The 18077-nt window shown below is 66.5% G+C and carries 16 protein-coding genes and 2 pseudogenes; 9 read left to right on the top strand and 9 right to left on the bottom strand.

The window, feature by feature from the left end; all coding sequences use genetic code 11:
- The first annotated feature begins 15 nt into the window (after positions 1-15).
- Both QJR12_RS04755 and QJR12_RS04750 read left to right on the top strand, forming a co-directional pair.
- A complete protein-coding gene (locus QJR12_RS04755) occupies positions 16-180 on the top strand; it encodes a hypothetical protein (RefSeq protein ID WP_300579543.1) in 165 nt (54 codons plus the stop codon).
- Complete coding sequence (locus tag QJR12_RS04750; RefSeq protein WP_300579542.1) at positions 180-1664, top strand: trehalose-6-phosphate synthase; 1485 nt, start codon at positions 180-182, stop codon at positions 1662-1664. Before QJR12_RS04755 ends, QJR12_RS04750 begins: the two co-directional genes overlap by 1 nt.
- On the opposite strand, the gene QJR12_RS04745 is transcribed toward QJR12_RS04750, so the two are convergent.
- Positions 1650-3197, bottom strand: a complete 1548-nt coding sequence (locus tag QJR12_RS04745; RefSeq protein WP_300579541.1) for an acetolactate synthase large subunit — start codon at positions 3195-3197, stop codon at positions 1650-1652. The two genes, QJR12_RS04750 and QJR12_RS04745, sit on opposite strands and share 15 nt — an antisense overlap.
- Before the next feature lie 320 nt (positions 3198-3517).
- Between QJR12_RS04745 and QJR12_RS04740 the strand changes: the two genes are divergently transcribed.
- From QJR12_RS04740 to pstA, 5 genes are all read left to right on the top strand, one after another.
- Entirely contained in the window at positions 3518-4678 is a 1161-nt protein-coding gene (locus tag QJR12_RS04740) for a pyridoxal phosphate-dependent aminotransferase (RefSeq protein ID WP_300579540.1), read from the top strand.
- A gap of 178 nt (positions 4679-4856) precedes the next feature.
- Positions 4857-5663 carry a phosphate ABC transporter ATP-binding protein PstB gene (pstB, locus tag QJR12_RS04735; protein ID WP_300579634.1) on the top strand — a complete coding sequence of 269 codons (807 nt, stop codon included), beginning with the start codon at positions 4857-4859 and terminating at the stop codon, positions 5661-5663.
- Positions 5664-5728: 65 nt separating this feature from the next.
- Positions 5729-6847, top strand: coding sequence for a phosphate ABC transporter substrate-binding protein PstS (pstS, locus tag QJR12_RS04730; protein ID WP_300579539.1), 1119 nt, complete (start codon positions 5729-5731; stop codon positions 6845-6847).
- 38 nt (positions 6848-6885) lie between these two features.
- The gene (pstC, locus tag QJR12_RS04725; protein ID WP_300579538.1) at positions 6886-7956 is read left to right on the top strand and encodes a phosphate ABC transporter permease subunit PstC; all 1071 of its coding nucleotides are present in this window, start codon (positions 6886-6888) and stop codon (positions 7954-7956) included.
- Between the two features lie 2 nt (positions 7957-7958).
- Complete coding sequence (pstA, locus tag QJR12_RS04720; RefSeq protein WP_300579537.1) at positions 7959-8876, top strand: phosphate ABC transporter permease PstA; 918 nt, start codon at positions 7959-7961, stop codon at positions 8874-8876.
- Positions 8877-8908: 32 nt separating this feature from the next.
- On the opposite strand, the gene QJR12_RS04715 is transcribed toward pstA, so the two are convergent.
- Positions 8909-9439, bottom strand: coding sequence for a DUF4070 domain-containing protein (locus QJR12_RS04715; RefSeq protein WP_300579536.1), 531 nt, complete (start codon positions 9437-9439; stop codon positions 8909-8911).
- Positions 9440-9557: 118 nt separating this feature from the next.
- On the opposite strand from QJR12_RS04715, the gene QJR12_RS04710 reads away from it, so the two are divergent.
- Positions 9558-10705 (top strand): IS3 family transposase gene (locus tag QJR12_RS04710; RefSeq protein ID WP_300579535.1). Its coding sequence is split into 2 segments (ribosomal slippage): positions 9558-9825 and positions 9825-10705, totalling 1149 coding nucleotides; the frame shifts between segments, so codons are not numbered across the junction.
- A gap of 82 nt (positions 10706-10787) precedes the next feature.
- Here the strand turns inward: QJR12_RS04710 and QJR12_RS04705 are convergent.
- From QJR12_RS04705 to QJR12_RS04675, 7 genes and pseudogenes are all read right to left on the bottom strand, one after another.
- Entirely contained in the window at positions 10788-10949 is a 162-nt protein-coding gene (locus QJR12_RS04705; RefSeq protein ID WP_300579534.1) for a hypothetical protein, read from the bottom strand.
- Positions 10950-10957: 8 nt separating this feature from the next.
- On the bottom strand, positions 10958-11470 hold the full coding sequence (locus QJR12_RS04700; protein ID WP_300579533.1) for a cobalamin-dependent protein: 513 nt from the start codon (positions 11468-11470) through the stop codon (positions 10958-10960).
- Positions 11471-12032: 562 nt separating this feature from the next.
- The gene (locus tag QJR12_RS04695) at positions 12033-12425 is read right to left on the bottom strand and encodes a hypothetical protein (RefSeq protein ID WP_300579532.1); all 393 of its coding nucleotides are present in this window, start codon (positions 12423-12425) and stop codon (positions 12033-12035) included.
- Between the two features lie 557 nt (positions 12426-12982).
- Positions 12983-13708: pseudogene (mddA, locus tag QJR12_RS04690) on the bottom strand (methanethiol S-methyltransferase); the annotation flags it as partial.
- A gap of 200 nt (positions 13709-13908) precedes the next feature.
- Entirely contained in the window at positions 13909-14409 is a 501-nt protein-coding gene (locus tag QJR12_RS04685) for a hypothetical protein (protein WP_300579531.1), read from the bottom strand.
- A gap of 109 nt (positions 14410-14518) precedes the next feature.
- On the bottom strand, positions 14519-14779 hold the full coding sequence (locus QJR12_RS04680) for a hypothetical protein (RefSeq protein WP_300579530.1): 261 nt from the start codon (positions 14777-14779) through the stop codon (positions 14519-14521).
- 82 nt (positions 14780-14861) lie between these two features.
- Positions 14862-17495: a LuxR family transcriptional regulator gene (locus tag QJR12_RS04675; protein WP_300579529.1), complete on the bottom strand. Its 2634-nt coding sequence runs from the start codon at positions 17493-17495 to the stop codon at positions 14862-14864.
- 451 nt (positions 17496-17946) lie between these two features.
- Here QJR12_RS04675 and QJR12_RS04670 point away from each other — a divergent pair.
- Positions 17947-18048 (top strand): annotated as a pseudogene (locus QJR12_RS04670) (MBL fold metallo-hydrolase); the annotation flags it as partial.
- Between the last annotated feature and the right edge of the window lie 29 nt (positions 18049-18077).

Below are 18077 nucleotides of genomic sequence, written 5' to 3'. Positions count from 1 at the left end.
GCCTAGAGTAATACCATGCCCGCTAAATCTGATCCTGGCGATATCGGCGACGTGGAACCGATGACCGACAGCGCGGCACGTCAGGCCCGGCGCGTCGTCGCCGCTTACGCGAACGATGCGGATGAGTGCCGGATCTTCTTGTCGATGCTCGGCATCGGGCCGTCGAAGCTCGAGACGTAATGCCCTCCGGGGATTCCGGCTTCGTGGTGGTCGCCAATCGGCTGCCGATCGACATGGAGCGGCTTCCCGACGGCACCACTACCTGGAAACGGAGCCCGGGTGGGCTGGTCACGGCGTTAGAGCCGCTGCTGCGCCGGCGCCGCGGCGCTTGGATCGGCTGGCCGGGCGTCATCGACACCGACGTCGACGTGGTCGATGAGCCGCTGGTCGCTGAGGGCCTGCGGCTGCATCCGGTGCGGCTGAGCGCCGACGACGTCGCCGAGTACTATGAGGGCTTCTCCAACGCCACCCTCTGGCCGCTGTATCACGACGTCATCGTCAAACCGATCTACCACCGGGAATGGTGGGATCGGTATGTCGACGTCAATCGCCGGTTCGCCGAAGCCGCCGCCCGCGCCGCGGCCCCGGGCGCGACCGTGTGGGTGCAGGACTATCAGCTGCAGCTGGTCCCCAAGATGCTGCGCGCCTCGCGGCCCGACGTGACCATCGGGTTCTTTTTGCACATCCCGTTCCCGCCGGTGGAGCTGTTCATGCAGCTGCCGTGGCGTACCGAGATCGTCGAGGGCCTGCTGGGCGCCGATCTGGTGGGTTTCCATCTGGCGGGTGGCGCGCAGAACTTCGTGATCTTGTCCCGGCGCCTCATCGGCGCCGAGACCTCGCGCGGAGCGGTCGGTGTGCGTTCCCGGCTGGGTGAGGTGCAACTCGGGTCCCGCACCGTGCGGGTCGGCGCGTTTCCCATCTCGATCGACTCCACCGCACTCGACCGCAAGGCCCGCGACCGCGCCATCCGCCGCCGGGCCCGCGAAATCCGGGCCGAGCTGGGCAATCCCCGCAAGATCATGCTCGGCGTCGACCGGCTCGACTACACCAAGGGCATCGATGTCCGGCTGAAGGCCTTCGCCGAGCTGCTCGCCGAGGGCCGCGTGAAACGCGACGACACCGTGCTGGTCCAACTGGCGACACCGAGCCGGGAGCGGGTGGAAAGCTACCAGATTCTGCGCAACGACATCGAACGGCAAGTCGGCCACATCAACGGCGAGTACGGTGAGGTCGGCCACCCGGTGGTGCACTACATTCACCGGCCGGTCCCCCGCGACGAGCTGATCGCGTTCTTCGTCGCCAGCGACGTCATGCTGGTGACGCCGCTGCGCGACGGGATGAACCTGGTGGCCAAGGAGTACGTCGCCTGCCGCAGCGATCTCGGCGGCGCGCTCGTGCTCAGCGAATTCACCGGGGCCGCAGCAGAACTCAAGCAGGCCTATCTGGTCAACCCGCATGACCTGGAAGGGGTCAAGGACGCGATCGAGGCGGCGCTCAACCAAACCGCCGCCCAGGGCCGGCAGCGCATGCGTGCGCTGCGTCGCCAGGTGCTCACCCATGATGTCGATCGCTGGGCGCGGTCTTTCCTCGATGCGCTGGCCGACGCGCGTCCACCGGGCCCGAACGGCCGGCCCCGCGCAGCGCCAGCGCTACCCGAACAGTGAGGGCACCGGCGCGTCGATGAGATGCGGTCCGGGTTCGGCGATGGCCGCGCGCAGCGCCTCGGCGAACTCCTCGGCGGTGGTCACCCGGCGCGCCGGCACCCCCATGCCCTCCGAAATCTTGACGAAATCCATTGCGGGATGGGTCAAGTCAAGCATCTCCCGGGACTTTGGCCCGGCTACACCCTGCGCACCCACGCGGTGCAACTCCAGCCGCAGGATGTCATAGGACCCGTTGTTGAAGATGACGGTGGTGACGTCGAGATTCTCCCGCGCCTGGGTCCACAGCCCGGAGACCGTGTACATCGCCGACCCGTCGGACTCCAGGCAGAGCACCGGGCGATCGGGCGCGGCGACCGCGGCGCCGATCGCCGCGGGGATACCGTAGCCGATGGCCCCGCCGGTGAGCGTCAGCCAGTCATGGGCCGGGGCGCCCGCGGTGGCTTGCGCCAGTCGCCGTCCCGAGGTGTTGGACTCGTCGACGACGATCGCCCGTTCCGGCAGCAGCGCGCCGATGACATCGGCCGCCGACTCGGCGGTCAGGCCGCCGGTGGGCAGCACGGGACGCGCCGGTGCGGCGAGCGGCGCCCCGGTTCCGGGAGCTACCTCCTCGGCGAGGGCGACCAAGGCATCGGCGGCCCCGGCGGGCCCGGCGAGCAGGTGAACCCGGCAGCCCGGCGGAACCAGGTCGCTCGGCTTTCCCGGGTAGGCGAAAAACGACACCGGTGATTTGGCACCGGCCAGCACCAGGTGCTTGGCGCCGTCGAGCTGGGCCGCGACGTCCTCGGCGAAGTAGGCGAGCCGGCCGACCGCCGGGATGCCGGCGCCGCGCTGCAGCACCGTGGGGAAGGTCTCGCAGTACCAGCGCGCGCCCGTGGCCGCGGCGACGCGGGCGGCCGCGGTCAGCCCGGGCGCGCGGGTGGCATCCCCGCCCACCAGGATCACCGCCGGTTCACCCGATCGCAGCGCCTCGGCCGCGCCGTCCGTCTCGGCGACCTCCGTCGGCCGCGCCGACACCACCGTCTTGGCGGGCGGCGCAGGCTCGGACCAGGACACGTCCGCGGGCAGGATCAGCGTCGAAATCTGGTGGCCGGCCCGGCTCGCGGCGATGGCCTCGGCGGCGTCGGAGGCGACATCGGCGACGCCGGCGCTGCGGCGCATCCAGCCCGAGACGCTGCCCGCCAGCGCGTCGATGTCGGATTCCAGTGGGGCGTCGTACTTCTTGTGATAGGTGGCGTGATCGCCGACGATCACCACCATCGGAACCCGGGCACGACGGGCGTTGTGCAGGTTGGCGAGACCGTTGCCCAGCCCCGGACCCAGGTGCAACAACACCGCCGCCGGCCGGCCCGCGATGCGGGCATAGCCGTCGGCGGCGCCGGTGGCGACACCCTCGAACAACGCCAGCACCCCGCGCATCCGCGGCACGGCGTCCAGCGCCGCCACGAAATGCATCTCCGAGGTGCCCGGGTTGGCAAAGCACACCTCGACCCCGCCATCGACCAACGTGTTGATCAGCGCCCGGGCGCCGTTCATGTGGGCACCTTCCGGTCAGTGAGCCCGTCGAGCCTGCCGAGTACGGGAATATCAGCAGACCGGCTGCGGCACAAAAGAATCCTCCAAAACTTGGTGTCGGTGGCGAGAAACCGCGGTGTCGGAAACCGGGATGCGTACCTCGACCGTCATCGACCTCGACTGTAGCCCGCCGGCTGTCACGAAGACCGTCCGGGCGGCGCGCCCGGTGCCCCCCGGTGCCCTCGCCCGGGTCGGCCGAGGCGTTTTGTAACGTGGCAACCGAGGCCATCCACAGGCGCACCGGCACCGCGACCCCGGGAGCAGGCAAGCATGGGTATTTCGTGACCGACCACGTCGCGGCGCGCGCCGGCATCCCCCCGTTTCACGTCATGGACGTGTGGCTGGCCGCCGCCGAGCGCCAACGCAGCCACGGGGATCTGGTGAACCTCGCGGCGGGCCAGCCCAGCGCGGGCGCCCCCGAGCCGGTGCGTGCCGCAGCAGCGGCCGCTCTTCACCTCAACCAACTGGGTTATACCGTGGCGCTGGGCATTCCGGAGTTACGCGCAGCGATTGCCGCGTCCTATCGGACCCGGTATGGACTGGCGGTCGACGCGGACGAGGTGGTGGTGACGACGGGTTCGTCGGGCGGCTTTTTGCTCACGTTTCTGGCCTGCTTCGACGTCGGGGACCGGGTCGCGGTCACCAGCCCCGGATACCCGTGTTACCGCAACATTCTTGCGGCGCTCGGGTGCGAGGTCGTCGAAATCGAATGCGGAGCGGAAACGCGATTTCAGCCCACCGTACAGATGCTCGCCGAAATCGACCCTCCGGTAAAGGGTCTGGTGGTAGCCAGCCCGGCCAATCCCACCGGGACGGTCATCGCACCCGCTGACCTCGCGGCGATTGCCTCCTGGTGCGAAGAGTCGCAGGTACGACTGATCAGCGACGAGGTCTACCACGGGCTGGTCTACGACGGCGCGCCGCAGACCAGCTGTGCCTGGCAAGTGTCGCGAAACGCGGTGGTGGTCAACAGTTTTTCCAAATATTACGCGATGACGGGGTGGCGTTTGGGGTGGCTGCTGGTGCCGCCGGAGTTGCGCCGCGCGGTGGACTGCCTCGCCGGCAACTTCACCATCTGTCCGCCCGTGCTCTCGCAGTACGCCGCCGTCGCGGCATTCACCCCCGAAGCCGTCGCCGAGGCCGACGGGCATCTGCGCCAATACGCTCTCAACCGCACGCTGTTGCTGGACGGCCTGCGAAACCTCGGCATCGACCGGCTGGCGCCCACCGATGGCGCGTTCTACGTGTATGCCGACGTTTCGGACGTTACCACGGATTCGATGCAGTTCTGCTCGAAGTTGTTGTCCGACACCGGAGTTGCGATCGCGCCCGGAATCGACTTCGACACCGTTCGTGGCGGCTCATTCGTCCGGCTGTCCTTTGCCGGCCCGACACGCGATGTCGAGGAAGCGCTGCGCCGCATGCAATCCTGGCTCGGCTGAGCGCGGCGGTCAGCTTTGCCCGGCGACGCACATGCTATTCGTATATCCGTCTCGTCTTGGTCACCCGGTGTTCACCCGAAGTCCTTAGCGTTAGCCCGCGAGCGGCTGGCGGGGTAGTTGCCCACCCCCCACATCGGCAAGTCGGTAGGACGTGGGGCTATAGGAGTAGCAGATGCTGATGGATTCTGAACGGCTGGGGGCCCACGCCGGTGCCGCCGAGGCCGGTGCCGCCACCGGGGTGATCCAGGCGGTGGACCTGACCTTGGGTTTCGGCGCTAAAACGGTGCTGGATGGGGTGAGCCTGAGTTTCCCGGCGCGCGCGGTGACGGCGTTGCTGGGGCCCACCGGGTCGGGTAAGACGACGTTTTTGCGCACCCTGAACCGGATGAATGACAAGGTGTCGGGGTATCGCCGCCGCGGGGAGGTGTTGTTGGGGGGGCGCAGCATCTACGGTGAGCAGCACGACCTGATGGAGTTGCGCCGGCGGGTGGGCATGCTGTTTCAGCGGCCCAACCCGTTTCCGATGTCGATCCTGGACAATGTGGTCGCCGGGGTGCGCGCGCACAAGATGGTGCCGCGCAAGCGGTTCGCGCTGATCGCCGAGGAGCGGCTGCGGGAGGTGGGGTTGTGGGAGGCGGTCAAGGATCGGTTGGGGGATTCCCCGTTTCGGTTGTCCGGGGGCCAGCAGCAGTTGTTGTGTTTGGCGCGCGCGCTGGCGGTTCACCCCGAGGTGCTGCTGCTTGATGAGCCCACCTCGTCGCTGGATCCGACCGCGACCGAAAAGATCGAGGATTTGATCCGCTCGCTCGCGGGCCGGCTGACGGTGATCATCGTGACCCACAACCTGGCGCAGGCGTCGCGCATCGCGGACCGGACGGCGTTTTTCTTCGACGGCAGGCTCATCGAGGAGGGGCCCACCGAGCAGGTGTTCCTCTCCCCCCAGCGCGAGGAAACCATCCGCTACGTCTCCGGGCGTTTCGGCTGACCCCAGGCCGCTCGGTGTCATCGTCGAGGCCACACGGTGGTGGTGGAAAAGAAAGGTGGGCAGTTGTGAGAATTCGTTTGCGCACGGTGCTGGTGGTCTCGGCGGTGGCACCGCTGGTGTTGGCCGCGGCCTGCGGGCCCAAGTCGGCTCACCCGTCCTCAAGCCCCGCCCCCACCGGGAAAATCGCCACCACCCCGGCGAGTTCCCCGGTGGCGTTGTCGGAAACCGGCAGCACCCTGCTTTATCCGCTGTTTAACCTGTGGGCTCCGGCCTATCACCAGAAGTACCCGAACGTCACGATCACCCCCCAGGGCACCGGGTCCGGTACCGGGATCTCCCAGGCCGCCGCAGGGGCGGTCACCATCGGCGCCTCCGACGCCTACCTGTCCGAGGGTGACATGGCCCAACACAAGGGGCTGATGAACATCCCGCTGGCCATCTCGGCCCAGCAGATCAACTACAATCTTCCCGGTGTCACCGAGCACCTCAAGCTCAACGGCAAGGTGCTGGCGGCCATGTATGAGGGCACCATCAAAACCTGGAACGACCCGCAGATCACCGCGCTTAACCCCGGGGTGAACCTGCCCGCCACCCCGGTGATTCCGCTGCACCGCTCCGACGGGTCCGGTGCCACTTTCTTGTTCACCCAGTATTTGTCCAAGCAGGATCCCGACGGGTGGGGGAAGTCACCCGGTTTCGGCACCACCGTCGCCTTCCCCGCGGTGCCGAGTGCGCTGGCCGAGCACGGCAACGCCGGCATGGTGACCGGCTGCGCCAAGACCCCCGGGTGCGTGGCCTACATCGGCATCAGCTTCCTCGACCAGGCCACCCAAAAGGGTCTGGGCGAAGCCCGGCTGGGCAACGCCTCCGGCAAGTATCTGCTGCCCGACGCCAAAAGCATTCAGGCCGAGGCCGCCGGCTTCGTCTCACAAACCCCCGAGAACGAGGCGATCTCGCTGATCGACGGGCCCGCCCCCGACGGGTATCCGATCATCAACTACGAGTACGCCATCGTCAACAGCCAGCAAAAAGACGCCGCCACCGCCCAGACGCTGCAGGCGTTCCTGCACTGGGCGTTGACCGACGGGAACAGCCCCTCGTTCCTGGATCAGGTGCACTTCCAGCCGCTGCCGGCCCCGGTGGTGAAGCTCTCCGACGCCCAGATCGCCAAGATCACCAGCTAGCCGCGAGAACCACCAGCCGTTAGAAGGGTGCGATTTCGATGGCCCATCACGTGACACCGGATGCCTCGACCGACGCGCCGGTTCTGCGCCGCGGGCCGCGTCGGGTGGGTGGGGTGCGCCGCGGTGGGGGGCTGGTGCGCTGGGCCGGCGGGGTGGGGGCGGTGGTCCCGCTGCTGGCGCTGGTGTTTGTGCTGGCGACGCTGCTCATCGAGGCGCTGCCGGCGATGCGGGTCAATGGGCTGCATTTTTTCACCGCCACCGCCTGGGATCCGGGCAACACCTACGGCAGCACCGAAACCACCCACGGGGTGGCCCACCCGGTGGGCGCCTACTACGGGGCGCTGCCGCTGATCGTGGGCACCCTGGCGACCTCGGTGATCGCCCTGATCATCGCGGTGCCGGTGTCGATCGGGGCGGCGCTGGTGATCGTGGAACGCCTGCCCCGCAGGCTGGCCACCGCGGTGGGCATGACCCTGGAGCTGCTGGCCGGCATCCCCAGCGTGATCGTCGGGTTGTGGGGGGCGATGACCTTCGGTCCGGTGATCGCCCACCACATCGCCCCGCTGATCGCCCGCAACGCCCCCGACGTGCCGGTGCTCAACTATTTTCGCGGCGACACCGGCAACGGGGAGGGCCTGCTGGTCTCGGGTCTGGTGCTGGCGGTGATGGTCATCCCCATCATCGCCAGCACCAGCCGGGATCTGATCCGCCAGGTGCCGCTTTTGCCCCGCGAGGGCGCGATCGCGCTGGGCATGTCCGAGTGGGAGTGCGCCCGGCGGGTCACCCTGCCCTGGGTGTCCAGCGGCATCATCGGCGCGGTGGTGTTGGGGCTCGGGCGCGCCCTGGGGGAGACCATGGCGGTGGCCATGGTCTCCGGGTCGGTGCTGGGGGCGCTGCCCACCAACATCTACGCCACCATGACCACCATCGCCGCCACCGTGGTCTCCCAACTGGATTCCGCGCTGACCGACTCCACCGGCTTCGCGGTGAAAACCCTCGCCGAAGCCAGCCTGGTGCTCATGGTGATCACCCTGCTGACCAACGTCGCCGCCCGCGCCCTGGTGCGCCGGGCCTCCAGCACCGCCCTACCCGTCGGACGAGGAATCTGACCATGAGCCACACCGGCGCGACACTATCCCTCGGGGTGCTGCGACCGTCAACGCTGGCCGCCCAGCGTCAATCGATCGCCACCCGGCGTAAGCTTGTCAATGCGCTTTTTTGGACGGCCTGCTACTGCTGTTTGGCGCTGGTGGTCGGCCCGACCTTGTGGATGCTGATCGAGGTCGTGGGCCGGGCGTTGCCGGTGTTTCACTGGAGCGTGCTGGTCGAAAACACCCAGGGCCAGGGGGGTGGCCTGCGCAACGCCATCGTCGGCACCGCGGTCCTGGGTCTGGGGGTCATGCTGGTGGGTGGCACGGTGAGCGTGCTGACCGGCATTTATTTGTCGGAGTTCGCCACCGGCAGAACACAGTCGGTGCTGCGGGGCGCCTACGAGGTGCTCTCCGGGATCCCCTCCATCGTGCTGGGCTACGTCGGCTATGTGGCACTCGTGGTGACGTTTCAGTGGGGGTTTTCCCTGGCGGCCGGGGTGCTGACGCTGTCGGTCATCAGCATCCCGTATATCGCCAAGGCCACCGAGGCGTCGCTTCGTCAGGTGCCGACCTCGTATCGGGAAGGGGCCGAGGCGCTGGGGCTGCCGGTCGGCTGGACGCTGCGCCGGATCGTGCTGAAGTCGGCATTGCCGGGAATCGTCACCGGCATGCTGGTGGCGCTGGCGCTGGCGATCGGCGAGACGGCCCCGATGCTGTATACCGCGGGCTGGTCGGAGTCCGCCCCGACCGGACAACTCACCGGTTCACCGGTGGGCTATCTGACCTACCCGATCTGGACGTTCTACAACCAGCCCTCAAAGACGGCCCACGACCTGTCCTACGACGCCGCCTTGCTGCTGATCGTCTTTGTGCTGTTGCTGATCATCATCGGGCGGGTGGTCAGCTGGTTCGCGCGACGGCAGACGGAGTCTTCCTAGGTTAGGTCGGGCCGCAGTGCTTTAGAACGTGTTCACCAGACCACGCTGTTGGACCATCCGGCGGGACATTGTGTAGTGGTGGTAGTGCATCGCGCACTTGATATCACGCAAACGAACAACACGCTCGGATCCTGCCGTCGGAGCAGCATAGTCATCATGCGACGGCGATAGGGGTAGCGCAACTCCGGGTCCGGAACGTTTCTCATCAGCCGGAGAAACAGGCCGATCGCTTGCAGTGCATCGCGCGACTGCGCCTTGCATTTCTTGAGCGGATGCCGGCGCCAGTAGACATTACGAACCCGAGAGAAATCGAATCCACGTGTGAGATACAGGTTTTCGAGACGCTCGAAGTAGTACTCGGGATCATACAAGTCGCGCATCAGGCCGATGTACCCGTCGCGCAACTCCTCGCGACTCATTTCGAGCGGAATGACGTTCGTGCCGAACACCCATTCATCTTCGAGATCGAGGCGACCCTCGTTCTTCAAACGAGCGTACAACGGGGTCTTCGGGATCGCCGAGAGCATGCCGACCATCGCGTGCATGATGTCGGTCTGACGCATTAACTCGCGCTGGGCTTTGAAGATCCGGACATCGTCGTTGGCGTGTTCCCGTTGGATGAGTCCGCCGTGTTTTAGAGTCCTGTGGCCCCCGGGTGGGGCGGAAGGGACGATGAGTCACATGGCTGGCCGCAAGAGGCATTCCGCGGAGGACATCGTGCGCAAGTTGCGCCGTGCTGATGAGCTTGCCGCGGCGGGAATGACCAATGAGGAGATCGCCGCTGACTTGGAGGTTTCGCCGGCGACGCTGTACAACTGGCGGCGCACCTACGGTGGTATGGGCGTCGATGCCGCCAAGGAGCTCAGGGAGCTGCGCGAGCAGAACACCCGGCTCAAGCGGCTGCTGGCGGAGGCTGAGCTGGAAAAGGATGCCCTGCGGGAGGTGGCGAAGGGAAAATTTTGAGCCCGGCTGCCAAGCGCCGCGCTGTGGACATGCTCAAAGAGGTTCTGGGTCTGTCTGAACGGCTCGCGTGCAAGGCGGTCGGGCTCGCCCGCTCCACCTACCGGCGCACCCCGCTCGCGGCGACCCCGCAAGACCCCGACGCCGACCTGCGCGCGTGGCTGCGGGCCTATGCGAGCAAGCATCCCTGCCACGGCTTCCGGCGGGCCTGGGCTGCTCTGCGCTACGACGAGCACTGCAAGGTCAACAAGAAGAAGGTGCACCGGCTATGGAAGGACGAGGGCCTGCAGCGGCGGGTGCACAGCCCACGCAAGCGTGCTGGTCAGTCATCCTGGTCACCGAAGATCGAGGCGGATGCGCCCAAGGTGGTGTGGGCGATCGATTTCCAGTTCGACTCCACCATCGACGGAAAGGCCATCAAGATCGCCTCGATGATCGACGAGCACACCCGCGAATCACTGCTGAACATCGTGGAGCGCTCGATCACCGGCGAACGGCTCGTCGACGAGCTTGAGCAGGTGTTCGCCGCCGCCGGCGGACCACCGATGGTGCTGCGGATGGACAACGGTCCGGAGATGATCTCCCAAGCGCTGCAACGCTTCTGTGAGAACAAAGTCGGCTTGGTCTACATCCCGCCGGGAACCCCATGGAACAACGGCCACATCGAATCGTTCAACAATCGGCTACGAAAGGAGTGCCTCAACCGCAACCACTGGACCAGTCTGCTTGAAGCCCGTGTCGTCATCGGCGACTTCAAGCATGAACATAACCATCGGCATCGCCACTCGGCGCTGGGCTACCTGACCCCGGCCGAGTACGCTGCCCGCTGCAGCCACACCCACCACCCCGTGGCCTGCGAGATCAACTGAAACCCGGTATCAAAACAAACCTGGCTCTAAAACCAGATGGATCGACTATCGGGGACCTGCCAGTCGTGATCGAAGCCGACGATCATGCCGCACCAGACTCAAGGCCCGCGTCTTGCACTTTGCGGACCCGGTCGGCAATCGAGCCGCCTTTGCGCACGTTTTGATACTTTTTCGTCTCACGCAGCGATTCTTCATTCGGGCTCTCGATGCCGATGACGACGGTCACGATGTTGGCCGCGTCCATCAACTGAATCAACTCATCGTCTTCGGCGAGGTTGAGCGACGCCTCGGTGAAAAACGTGAAGGGATACCCCTCGGCGACAGCCTCGGCTTGCGACCGAACATGATGATGATGTCGCAAAACTCGCATTGGAACGGACAGCCCCGGGTGAACTGGATGCTGCCGAACAGATAATCCTTGACCTTCAGCAGGTCGTACCGCGGCACCGGCAGGCGGGTCATATCGGTCGGCTCGAGTTGCTCGTAACGGTGCCGATGTCGCCCCCTGGCCCACTCGTCAAGAAACTGCGGCCAGGTCGTTTCCGCTTCGCCGATGAAGATCACATCAGCCAGGCCTTGGAAGTCATCTTCCTGCACACTGACCCACGGACCGCCGACGACCGTGAAGACGCCACGGGCTTTCAGTTCGCGGAGAATCTCCCGCATCCGGTCGCGCTGGACGCTCATGCCGGTGAGCCCCACGATGTCGGCCAGCGCCAAGCGGTCGTAGTCGATCGGCTCGACGTTCTCACCCACGATCGCCACAGAATGCTCGTCGGGCGTCAACGCGGCCAGCAGCGGCAGACAGGAGGTCGGTAGATTGCACTTCTTACCAAGCAGCGGAAGCGCGCACTCCAGGCCCAGTAAGACACCCCGAACCGAGGATTGATCAGGACGATATCAGCCATAATTGCCTGCTTCGACCGGAGTGATGGGTCGCGGTGCTACGCCGAAGCGCCCGCGGATGCGGGCGGCGTGACAGACGCCACCCCTGGCGTCATGGCGACCGCTCGCCCGATGCCCAGGGTAGCGGCGAACGCCCCGACGCATCCGACGCAAGTGCGGTACCCCATGTGTCGTTCCTCTCCCCGTGCTGCATCGCCGGGGCGGAAGCTGTCGCCCGACACCATCTGCGATTGCGATGGTGTGCCGGTGGCGGCATGTCTGATGCGGAGGCCGCTGCGCGTACATAGCACACTACTTCAATTTCGCTGCGGCGCGCCGGCACCGTGCGGGCCTGTACGCTGCCCGCCACGAGTGCCTGACCCCAAGGCAGACGCCGGGGTGTCTCGAGCAACCGCGTGACGGGCCACCCCGGCGGTATTGCCTAGCCAGCCGCAACCGGCGGTTCCTCGATAGCCGTCGGGATCGGACCGCGGGGCGGCCGCACAACAGGGCTGGTCGGGTCAGCCTCGCCGCCCTGCATTGCCGATAGCTCGCCGTTCACGTAGATGCTGCATTTCCCGGCCGCGATCTCACCGGGCGCGCCCGTAGGGCAGCATACCGACACCCGCGATCCATCCGGACGCACCGTCGTTTCGTAGTGCCCGCCGCCCTGTTCGCACTCGGACTTGATTTGCGATTCCGGCAATGCATAAGCGGCGGGTGCGGTGAGGACCAGTAAGCCGGCGGTGGCACCCACCGCAACGAATGTGGCGGGCACCAGCTGACGCGGATGCGCCCGCCGCGGGGCATTGACGGATAGGTGTGCTGTTCTCATCATGGACTCCTTATCTGTGGCGGCTATGGGCCGTGCGGTCGTGGGTGGCCGCATGGGTATGAGCGCTAACGCCTCGCCGAGTGACACTTTTTGGCACAACGTGATATTGCCGGAAACGGTTCGTCGTGCGGGCCGGTGTTCCTCCCTCTCCCCGGTGCGCCTTGGTCGGCGCGATTGTCGTCTCCTGTATCGACCGCGATGGAGTCTGCCTGGCAGCATTTCTCGTGCAGTTCCGCAGCGCCTCAGTAGCCCACTACTGCAATTTCGCGCCCAGTGCCGACCACACCATCGCGTTGAGCACATCAGCTTCCTGAGAGGTTTCTGCTCCTGCGGTGACCTCGGTCAAAACGACGACGATCATGATCAGCGTGCCAGGGCAGGACCCGCCTCATCCAGGCGGTGCCGGCCCGCCGAGCTTCGCATCGTCGGGATCGCAAAAACCCTGTTCTTCCAAGTGTTTTCGTGTGATGTTCGGGTTGACCGTCATGTCGTTTTTCCTTCCGCTGCGCACGCCAGGCGGGTGGAGCCTGCGCAGGCGGGGCGGTCGCCGCCCGGCGCCGCCGCGGTGTCGGTAGGAGCATCGGCACCGCCCGGCGATATTCGTGGTATTGATCACCGAGGGCTGCGACGAGGTCGCGTTCCTCCAGCTGCACGGCGAGCAGGATGTATCCGGTGGTGCCGATGGCGAAGAGCAGATGTCCGGCTGTCATGGTTGGCGTCGCCCAGAAGGCGATGACGAAGCCGAGCATGATGGGATGGCGCACCAGCCGATAGAGCAGTGGTTTACGAAAGCCGATGTAGGTGTATGGCTTTCCACACCAGGCCAAATACACTTGGCGGAGGCCGAACAGGTCGAAGTGATTTATCATGAACGTCGCCGACAGGACTATCACCCAGCCCAGCCAGAACAACGCCCACAGTCCCTGCCGTTGCGCTGATGACGTCACCTTCCAGATCACCCCGGGTATGGTCCGCCATTGCCAATACAGCAGAAACAGCGCCAGACTCGCGAGCAGCACGTAGGTGCTGCGCTCCGCGGGCTGCGGCACAAACCGCGTCCACCAACGTTTGAACGCCGCCCTTGCCATGACGCTGTGCTGGATGGCGAACACACCCAGCAGCAGTGCATTTACCACCACCGCTTGGCCTGGTGGCGCTGCTACTCCGCGATCGATGCTTCGTGGAACCGCGATGTTGCCCACGAAGCCGATCGCGTATAGGAAAGCTGCGAGAAATACCAGATAACTCAGCGCACCATAGGCGACGGCGAATAGGCGGTTCATGGCATCCTCCGGATTTCGGCCTAAGGCCACGGTTTTGTGTCGTTAGAAGCCGCGCAAAGTGACGCGCTCGATCGGTGGCCAGGAAAGTGGTGCGTTCGGTTCGCCGCGTATTTCGTGCGGACCCGATTGCTGCGGGGCCCTCCCGGAGACTCGCGGCCGAGGCGTGCTGGCCGGCCAAGAACCGCCGGGCGTGCCGCCGGCTAGAAGGGTTGGTGGCACTCGATCTCGTCACCGACGCAGACGGTGGCGCCACCGGTATCGATGCTGCCGCCGCCCGGATCGGTTCCCCCGGCGCCGGGGCCGCTAATGCTGCCGTCAGTACCGCACGGGGCTAGAGGGTGCAGCGAAAACGGCTGAAGGGGAGGGTGATCCCCGGGCCTGCCCGGATTGGTCGGCGGGCTCGTCGGACATGGAGCTTCCCTCAGGGTCGAGCCCGGCCCAGTCCACGGCCCGGCGGCAGTCTGCATCGTGACCAGCCGGCTATGGGAGTCGGACGCCATGACGACGACGCTGGTGCCAGGGGCCGCAATCGGGACTGCGGGCGCTGCCAGGACCGAACCGGTGTGCCCGGCCAACCCCAGTGCGGTGCCCGCGCCGATGGTGGCGACGGCGGCCAGCGTGACACATTTGCCGGTCGACATCGGCTTCACCCTGCGCGTAATCGGGTAACTGGTCGGATTGCGGGTGCGCTTGGTATTCATGAATGTTCCTCTCTCGGTGTGTTCGGCCCCCGGGCGGCTAGTCCACGGTTGATCAGCCGACCCGATACACAGCATTGCTCGCGCGGTGGCGCGGTGCGTAAGTAGTGCGCTACTGCAATTTCGCGTTGCCGCGTCGGACACCGTGGGTCGGCGCCGGGGTGTTCTCATCGCGGCGATCGATTACCCGCTGCGCGGCGGCGAGTTTTGCCTCGGCAACGCGGTACAGGCCGGCCAGCCCGGCCAGGTCGACGTCGAGATATTCGGAGATCGCATCGGGAGCGACCCCGGCGTCGCGCAGTCGCAGCGCCAGCGAGTACGGCAACGGCAGCGTGCGTAGCGCCCGCTCGCGCGCGGTGGGGTCGTCGGCCATTCGATCAGCGTGGCTCCAAGGACAGCACACGGCGTGAGTGGCGTGCTACTGCACTTTCGCCCGGACCCGCCGCGATGAGGTGTTAACCGAGGGGCATGCTCCGGCGTCGAGGCACCAACGCGGCAAGCTCCTGGCGGTCGACCGCACCGGTCTTGGTCATCGCTCGGTAGATGTGGGCCTCCACCGTGCGCACGGACAGACTTAGCCGCTCCGCGATCGCGCGGTTGGCCAGTCCGGCACCGATTAGCATCGCGATCTCGCGCTCCCGAGGGGTCAACGGCAGCGGCGCGAGTGCGTTACCCAGCGCGGGCGTGAAGACGCCACCGCCCTGCCGGGCCAGCGCCTCGGCGCGCGCCGCGCACCCATAGGCCGATCCGCGGCGACCCTCGCGACGATATACCGCAGCCGCGTGCGCCGCCGCATCGACCGCGGCAACGAGGTCGCCAATGCGCTCGAATTCCCTTGATACGGCGTCGAGTTCGCCAGCATCGGCATCGTGTAGAGCGGCTGAGAACCGGGCCGCCAGTTCAACGCGCGGTCCCTCGACGAGCCCGGCCAATTCGCGCAGACGCCACGCACTCGACTTGTCCCCCAGCTGCGTGGCAGTTTGCAAACAGATTACTTCTGCCGCAAATTGGCCGCGCTCCCTCGTGATTTCAGCAGCCGACAACACGGCGGCGATTGCTTGGTTGACAGCACCGTGGGCCGCGGCCACCCACGCGCGCGCCAACTCCCGCTCATAGTCCACACACTGCCAGCTCGGGTGTCGATGGTGCTCGAGCATCTGCAGCGCGGCGTCGGCCTGATCGATTGCGCCACGAATGGCCAGCGCAGTCGTGTAGGGGATCAGGCATTTGTACCAGGTGCCGCCGGCCGCTTGTCCCGTAGCGGAGAACAACTCGGCCACCGGTTCGAGCAGCGAACACGCCGAGTCGAGACGACCCGAGCCAACCGCGGCCCGGCCTACCACTATGTTGCTGATCACCCCAGCCCTGCCCGGCAGATCCGCTGCTTGCTTCCCCAACCACTGCGCCACGCCCTGGGCTTCCTCGATCATCCCCGACAACAGCAGCGCCCCCACATGGGCGTCGGCAAGCACGAAACCCATCAGCGGCGCGTCGAAAGTGCGTGCCAGGAAGTTGTATCCCGCCGCTGCGGCGGTCACGGCCTCGACCGTGCGCCCCGCGTCCCCGGCCCCTTGCGTGATCGCCCACGCCGCCTCCGCGCCGACGACGCCGGGCAGCTGGTCCAAAACGAGGTGCCTTGCGTACTCCAACGCCGCGCCCGGATGGCCAGCCGCGGCCCAATACACCGCCAGGAATGCCTCAAGGCAGCCGCGGCTGCCGGGAGGCGCCGTGAGCCGCGCGTCATCGACAAGACGTTTCGCCGCTGGAACATCTCCAACAGCCCAGAACAGTGTGCTGGCCCGCAGGAAGGTGAGCCTGGCATGGTCGGCGTCGGTGAACCCGTCGGTTGGGCAGCCCGCGAGCATGCCGTCGGCCTCGTCACTGCGGCCCAGCCACGACAATGCGTGTGCGCGAATGAAATACGCTTCCGCACCGGCCCCGGCGCGGATCGCTGCTTCCGCCAGTCGGTCAGCCAGCGCGAGATCCGCCAGCCACACCGCCCCCTGGGCCGCCGTGACGAACAGGCCAGGCTCCGGGGCGAGGTCGGAATCAAGACTCAAAGCCGCCCGCCGTACCGCCGTTCGCATATTGTCGCCATTTTCGCAGTTTGCCAATTCTGCTGCGACAAGTCCGCGCATCCGGCGCAGCCTGGTGGGCGCGGCACGCTTTTTGCGCACCTCGGCGTAGAGCGGATGCGCTACCCACGCCACCGCCCGGCCGTCAACGCGCTCAACTGAAATCAGACCGCGGATGTCGGCCTCCTCGACCGCCGCGCGGGTGGTGATCCGGATCAGGGCTGCCAGTTCGATGGGTTCCCCGACGGCCAGCGCATCAAGCACATCGCTAACAGCTGTTGGCAGGGTTCCGATCCGCGCGTCGATCATGTCTACTAGGCCGGGAGGCATCACCGGTTCGCCAACCCAACTCCAGTAACCGCGCTGCCGGACAAGCCGGCCGTCGATGACACCTTGTTCGACAATGTTGCGCAAGTAGAGCACATTGCCGCGGGTCAGTCGCCACAACCGGCCTGCGTCATCGGGATCCACGCGCCCACCCAACGTGGCCGAGAGCAGTAGCGTGGTTTCGTCGCGCGACAGCGGCTGCAGGTCAAGCCGGTCGAATTGCGCAGCGGCCCACACCTCTCGCGTTACGGCGGGGATCGGTTCGCCGTCACGAACGGTGAGCACCAGCTTGGCGGCGCGGCGCTGCGCGATCTGGTGAAGAACAAACGTCGACAGATCATCGAGCAGCGTCACGTCGTCGACACCAATCACCACCTGGGTGGCCCCGGATGCGGACGTCAGTGCGTCGATCACGCCGCGTATGACCTGCAGCGTGTCGGTAGTCGCCACCGGAGCCCATGCAGCGAGCGCACCCAAAGGAATGTTGCGCGCTGAGGATACGCCGACCACCCACCGGGTTTCACGCCCGTTGGACGCGGCGCCGGCCAGCGCTTCGCGGGCAAGCCGGCTCTTGCCCACTCCCGGGGCCCCCCAAATAACGATCCCGGCCACCTCCGGATCGGCTATCGCGGCCTCGATGACTTGTATCTCCTCGGCCCGTCCGGTCAGCGGCCACGAATAACGCACCACTCAAGCCTACGAGCCAACTTGCCCGCGGCGTGGTGCAAATGGCCCCGCCGGGAAAGCATCACATGCTGGCCGCGCGTCCGATAGTCAGACCGTTGCCGTTGAGTGTGTTTTAGTGACACGCTCACGCGGCGTCCGCTTGCGGGGTTTGGGCTTTAGCCTTGCCGCTTCCCGCCCCGCTGTGGCGGGTCTTACGGATGCTTCGCCGGCGCTGGATGATCCGGCGCCGGCGCCGCGGCCTGTACCAACCGATGGTCCTACGATGTGGGCCCGCAGCAGCGGCCCGCCGATTTCCATCGATGCGCGGCTCCCACGTTTGCGCCTCGCCTTTAGGCTGGCGGCCGTGGCCGCTAGCGACCTCGACGTACGCCTCAAGGCAGGTCGTCCCGATGATCGGTCGCTACCCGGACCCGTTCGGGACGCCTGCCGCGGAACCCAGTTCACCAGCGGCGCGGGTTTCGTGAAAGGCGCGCTCGCCGGTCACCGCGTCGAGGTCGCCTACCTCGGTGTCACACAGCCGGGCCTGCGGCCACGGCCTTACCTCGCCGACCACCGGACGAACACCGCACACGCCGAGCAGAT

This window comes from Mycobacterium sp. (assembly GCF_029961025.1).
Classification (GTDB): domain Bacteria; phylum Actinomycetota; class Actinomycetes; order Mycobacteriales; family Mycobacteriaceae; genus Mycobacterium.
Note: the sequence above shows the minus strand (reverse complement) of the source record. Positions and strands in the feature narration are given on the sequence as shown.

What these genes read in the sequence shown, in the direction of transcription:
- QJR12_RS04755 (WP_300579543.1), top strand. Translation starts at nt 16, where the DNA reads ATGCCCGCTAAATCTGATCCTGGCGATATCGGCGACGTGGAACCGATG.
- QJR12_RS04750 (WP_300579542.1), top strand. Translation starts at nt 180, where the DNA reads ATGCCCTCCGGGGATTCCGGCTTCGTGGTGGTCGCCAATCGGCTGCCG.
- QJR12_RS04745 (WP_300579541.1), bottom strand. Translation starts at nt 3,197, where the DNA reads ATGAACGGCGCCCGGGCGCTGATCAACACGTTGGTCGATGGCGGGGTC.
- pstB (WP_300579634.1), top strand. Translation starts at nt 4,857, where the DNA reads ATGGATTCTGAACGGCTGGGGGCCCACGCCGGTGCCGCCGAGGCCGGT.
- pstC (WP_300579538.1), top strand. Translation starts at nt 6,886, where the DNA reads ATGGCCCATCACGTGACACCGGATGCCTCGACCGACGCGCCGGTTCTG.
- pstA (WP_300579537.1), top strand. Translation starts at nt 7,959, where the DNA reads ATGAGCCACACCGGCGCGACACTATCCCTCGGGGTGCTGCGACCGTCA.
- QJR12_RS04715 (WP_300579536.1), bottom strand. Translation starts at nt 9,439, where the DNA reads ATGCGTCAGACCGACATCATGCACGCGATGGTCGGCATGCTCTCGGCG.
- QJR12_RS04705 (WP_300579534.1), bottom strand. Translation starts at nt 10,949, where the DNA reads ATGGACGCGGCCAACATCGTGACCGTCGTCATCGGCATCGAGAGCCCG.
- QJR12_RS04695 (WP_300579532.1), bottom strand. Translation starts at nt 12,425, where the DNA reads ATGAGAACAGCACACCTATCCGTCAATGCCCCGCGGCGGGCGCATCCG.
- QJR12_RS04685 (WP_300579531.1), bottom strand. Translation starts at nt 14,409, where the DNA reads ATGAATACCAAGCGCACCCGCAATCCGACCAGTTACCCGATTACGCGC.
- QJR12_RS04680 (WP_300579530.1), bottom strand. Translation starts at nt 14,779, where the DNA reads ATGGCCGACGACCCCACCGCGCGCGAGCGGGCGCTACGCACGCTGCCG.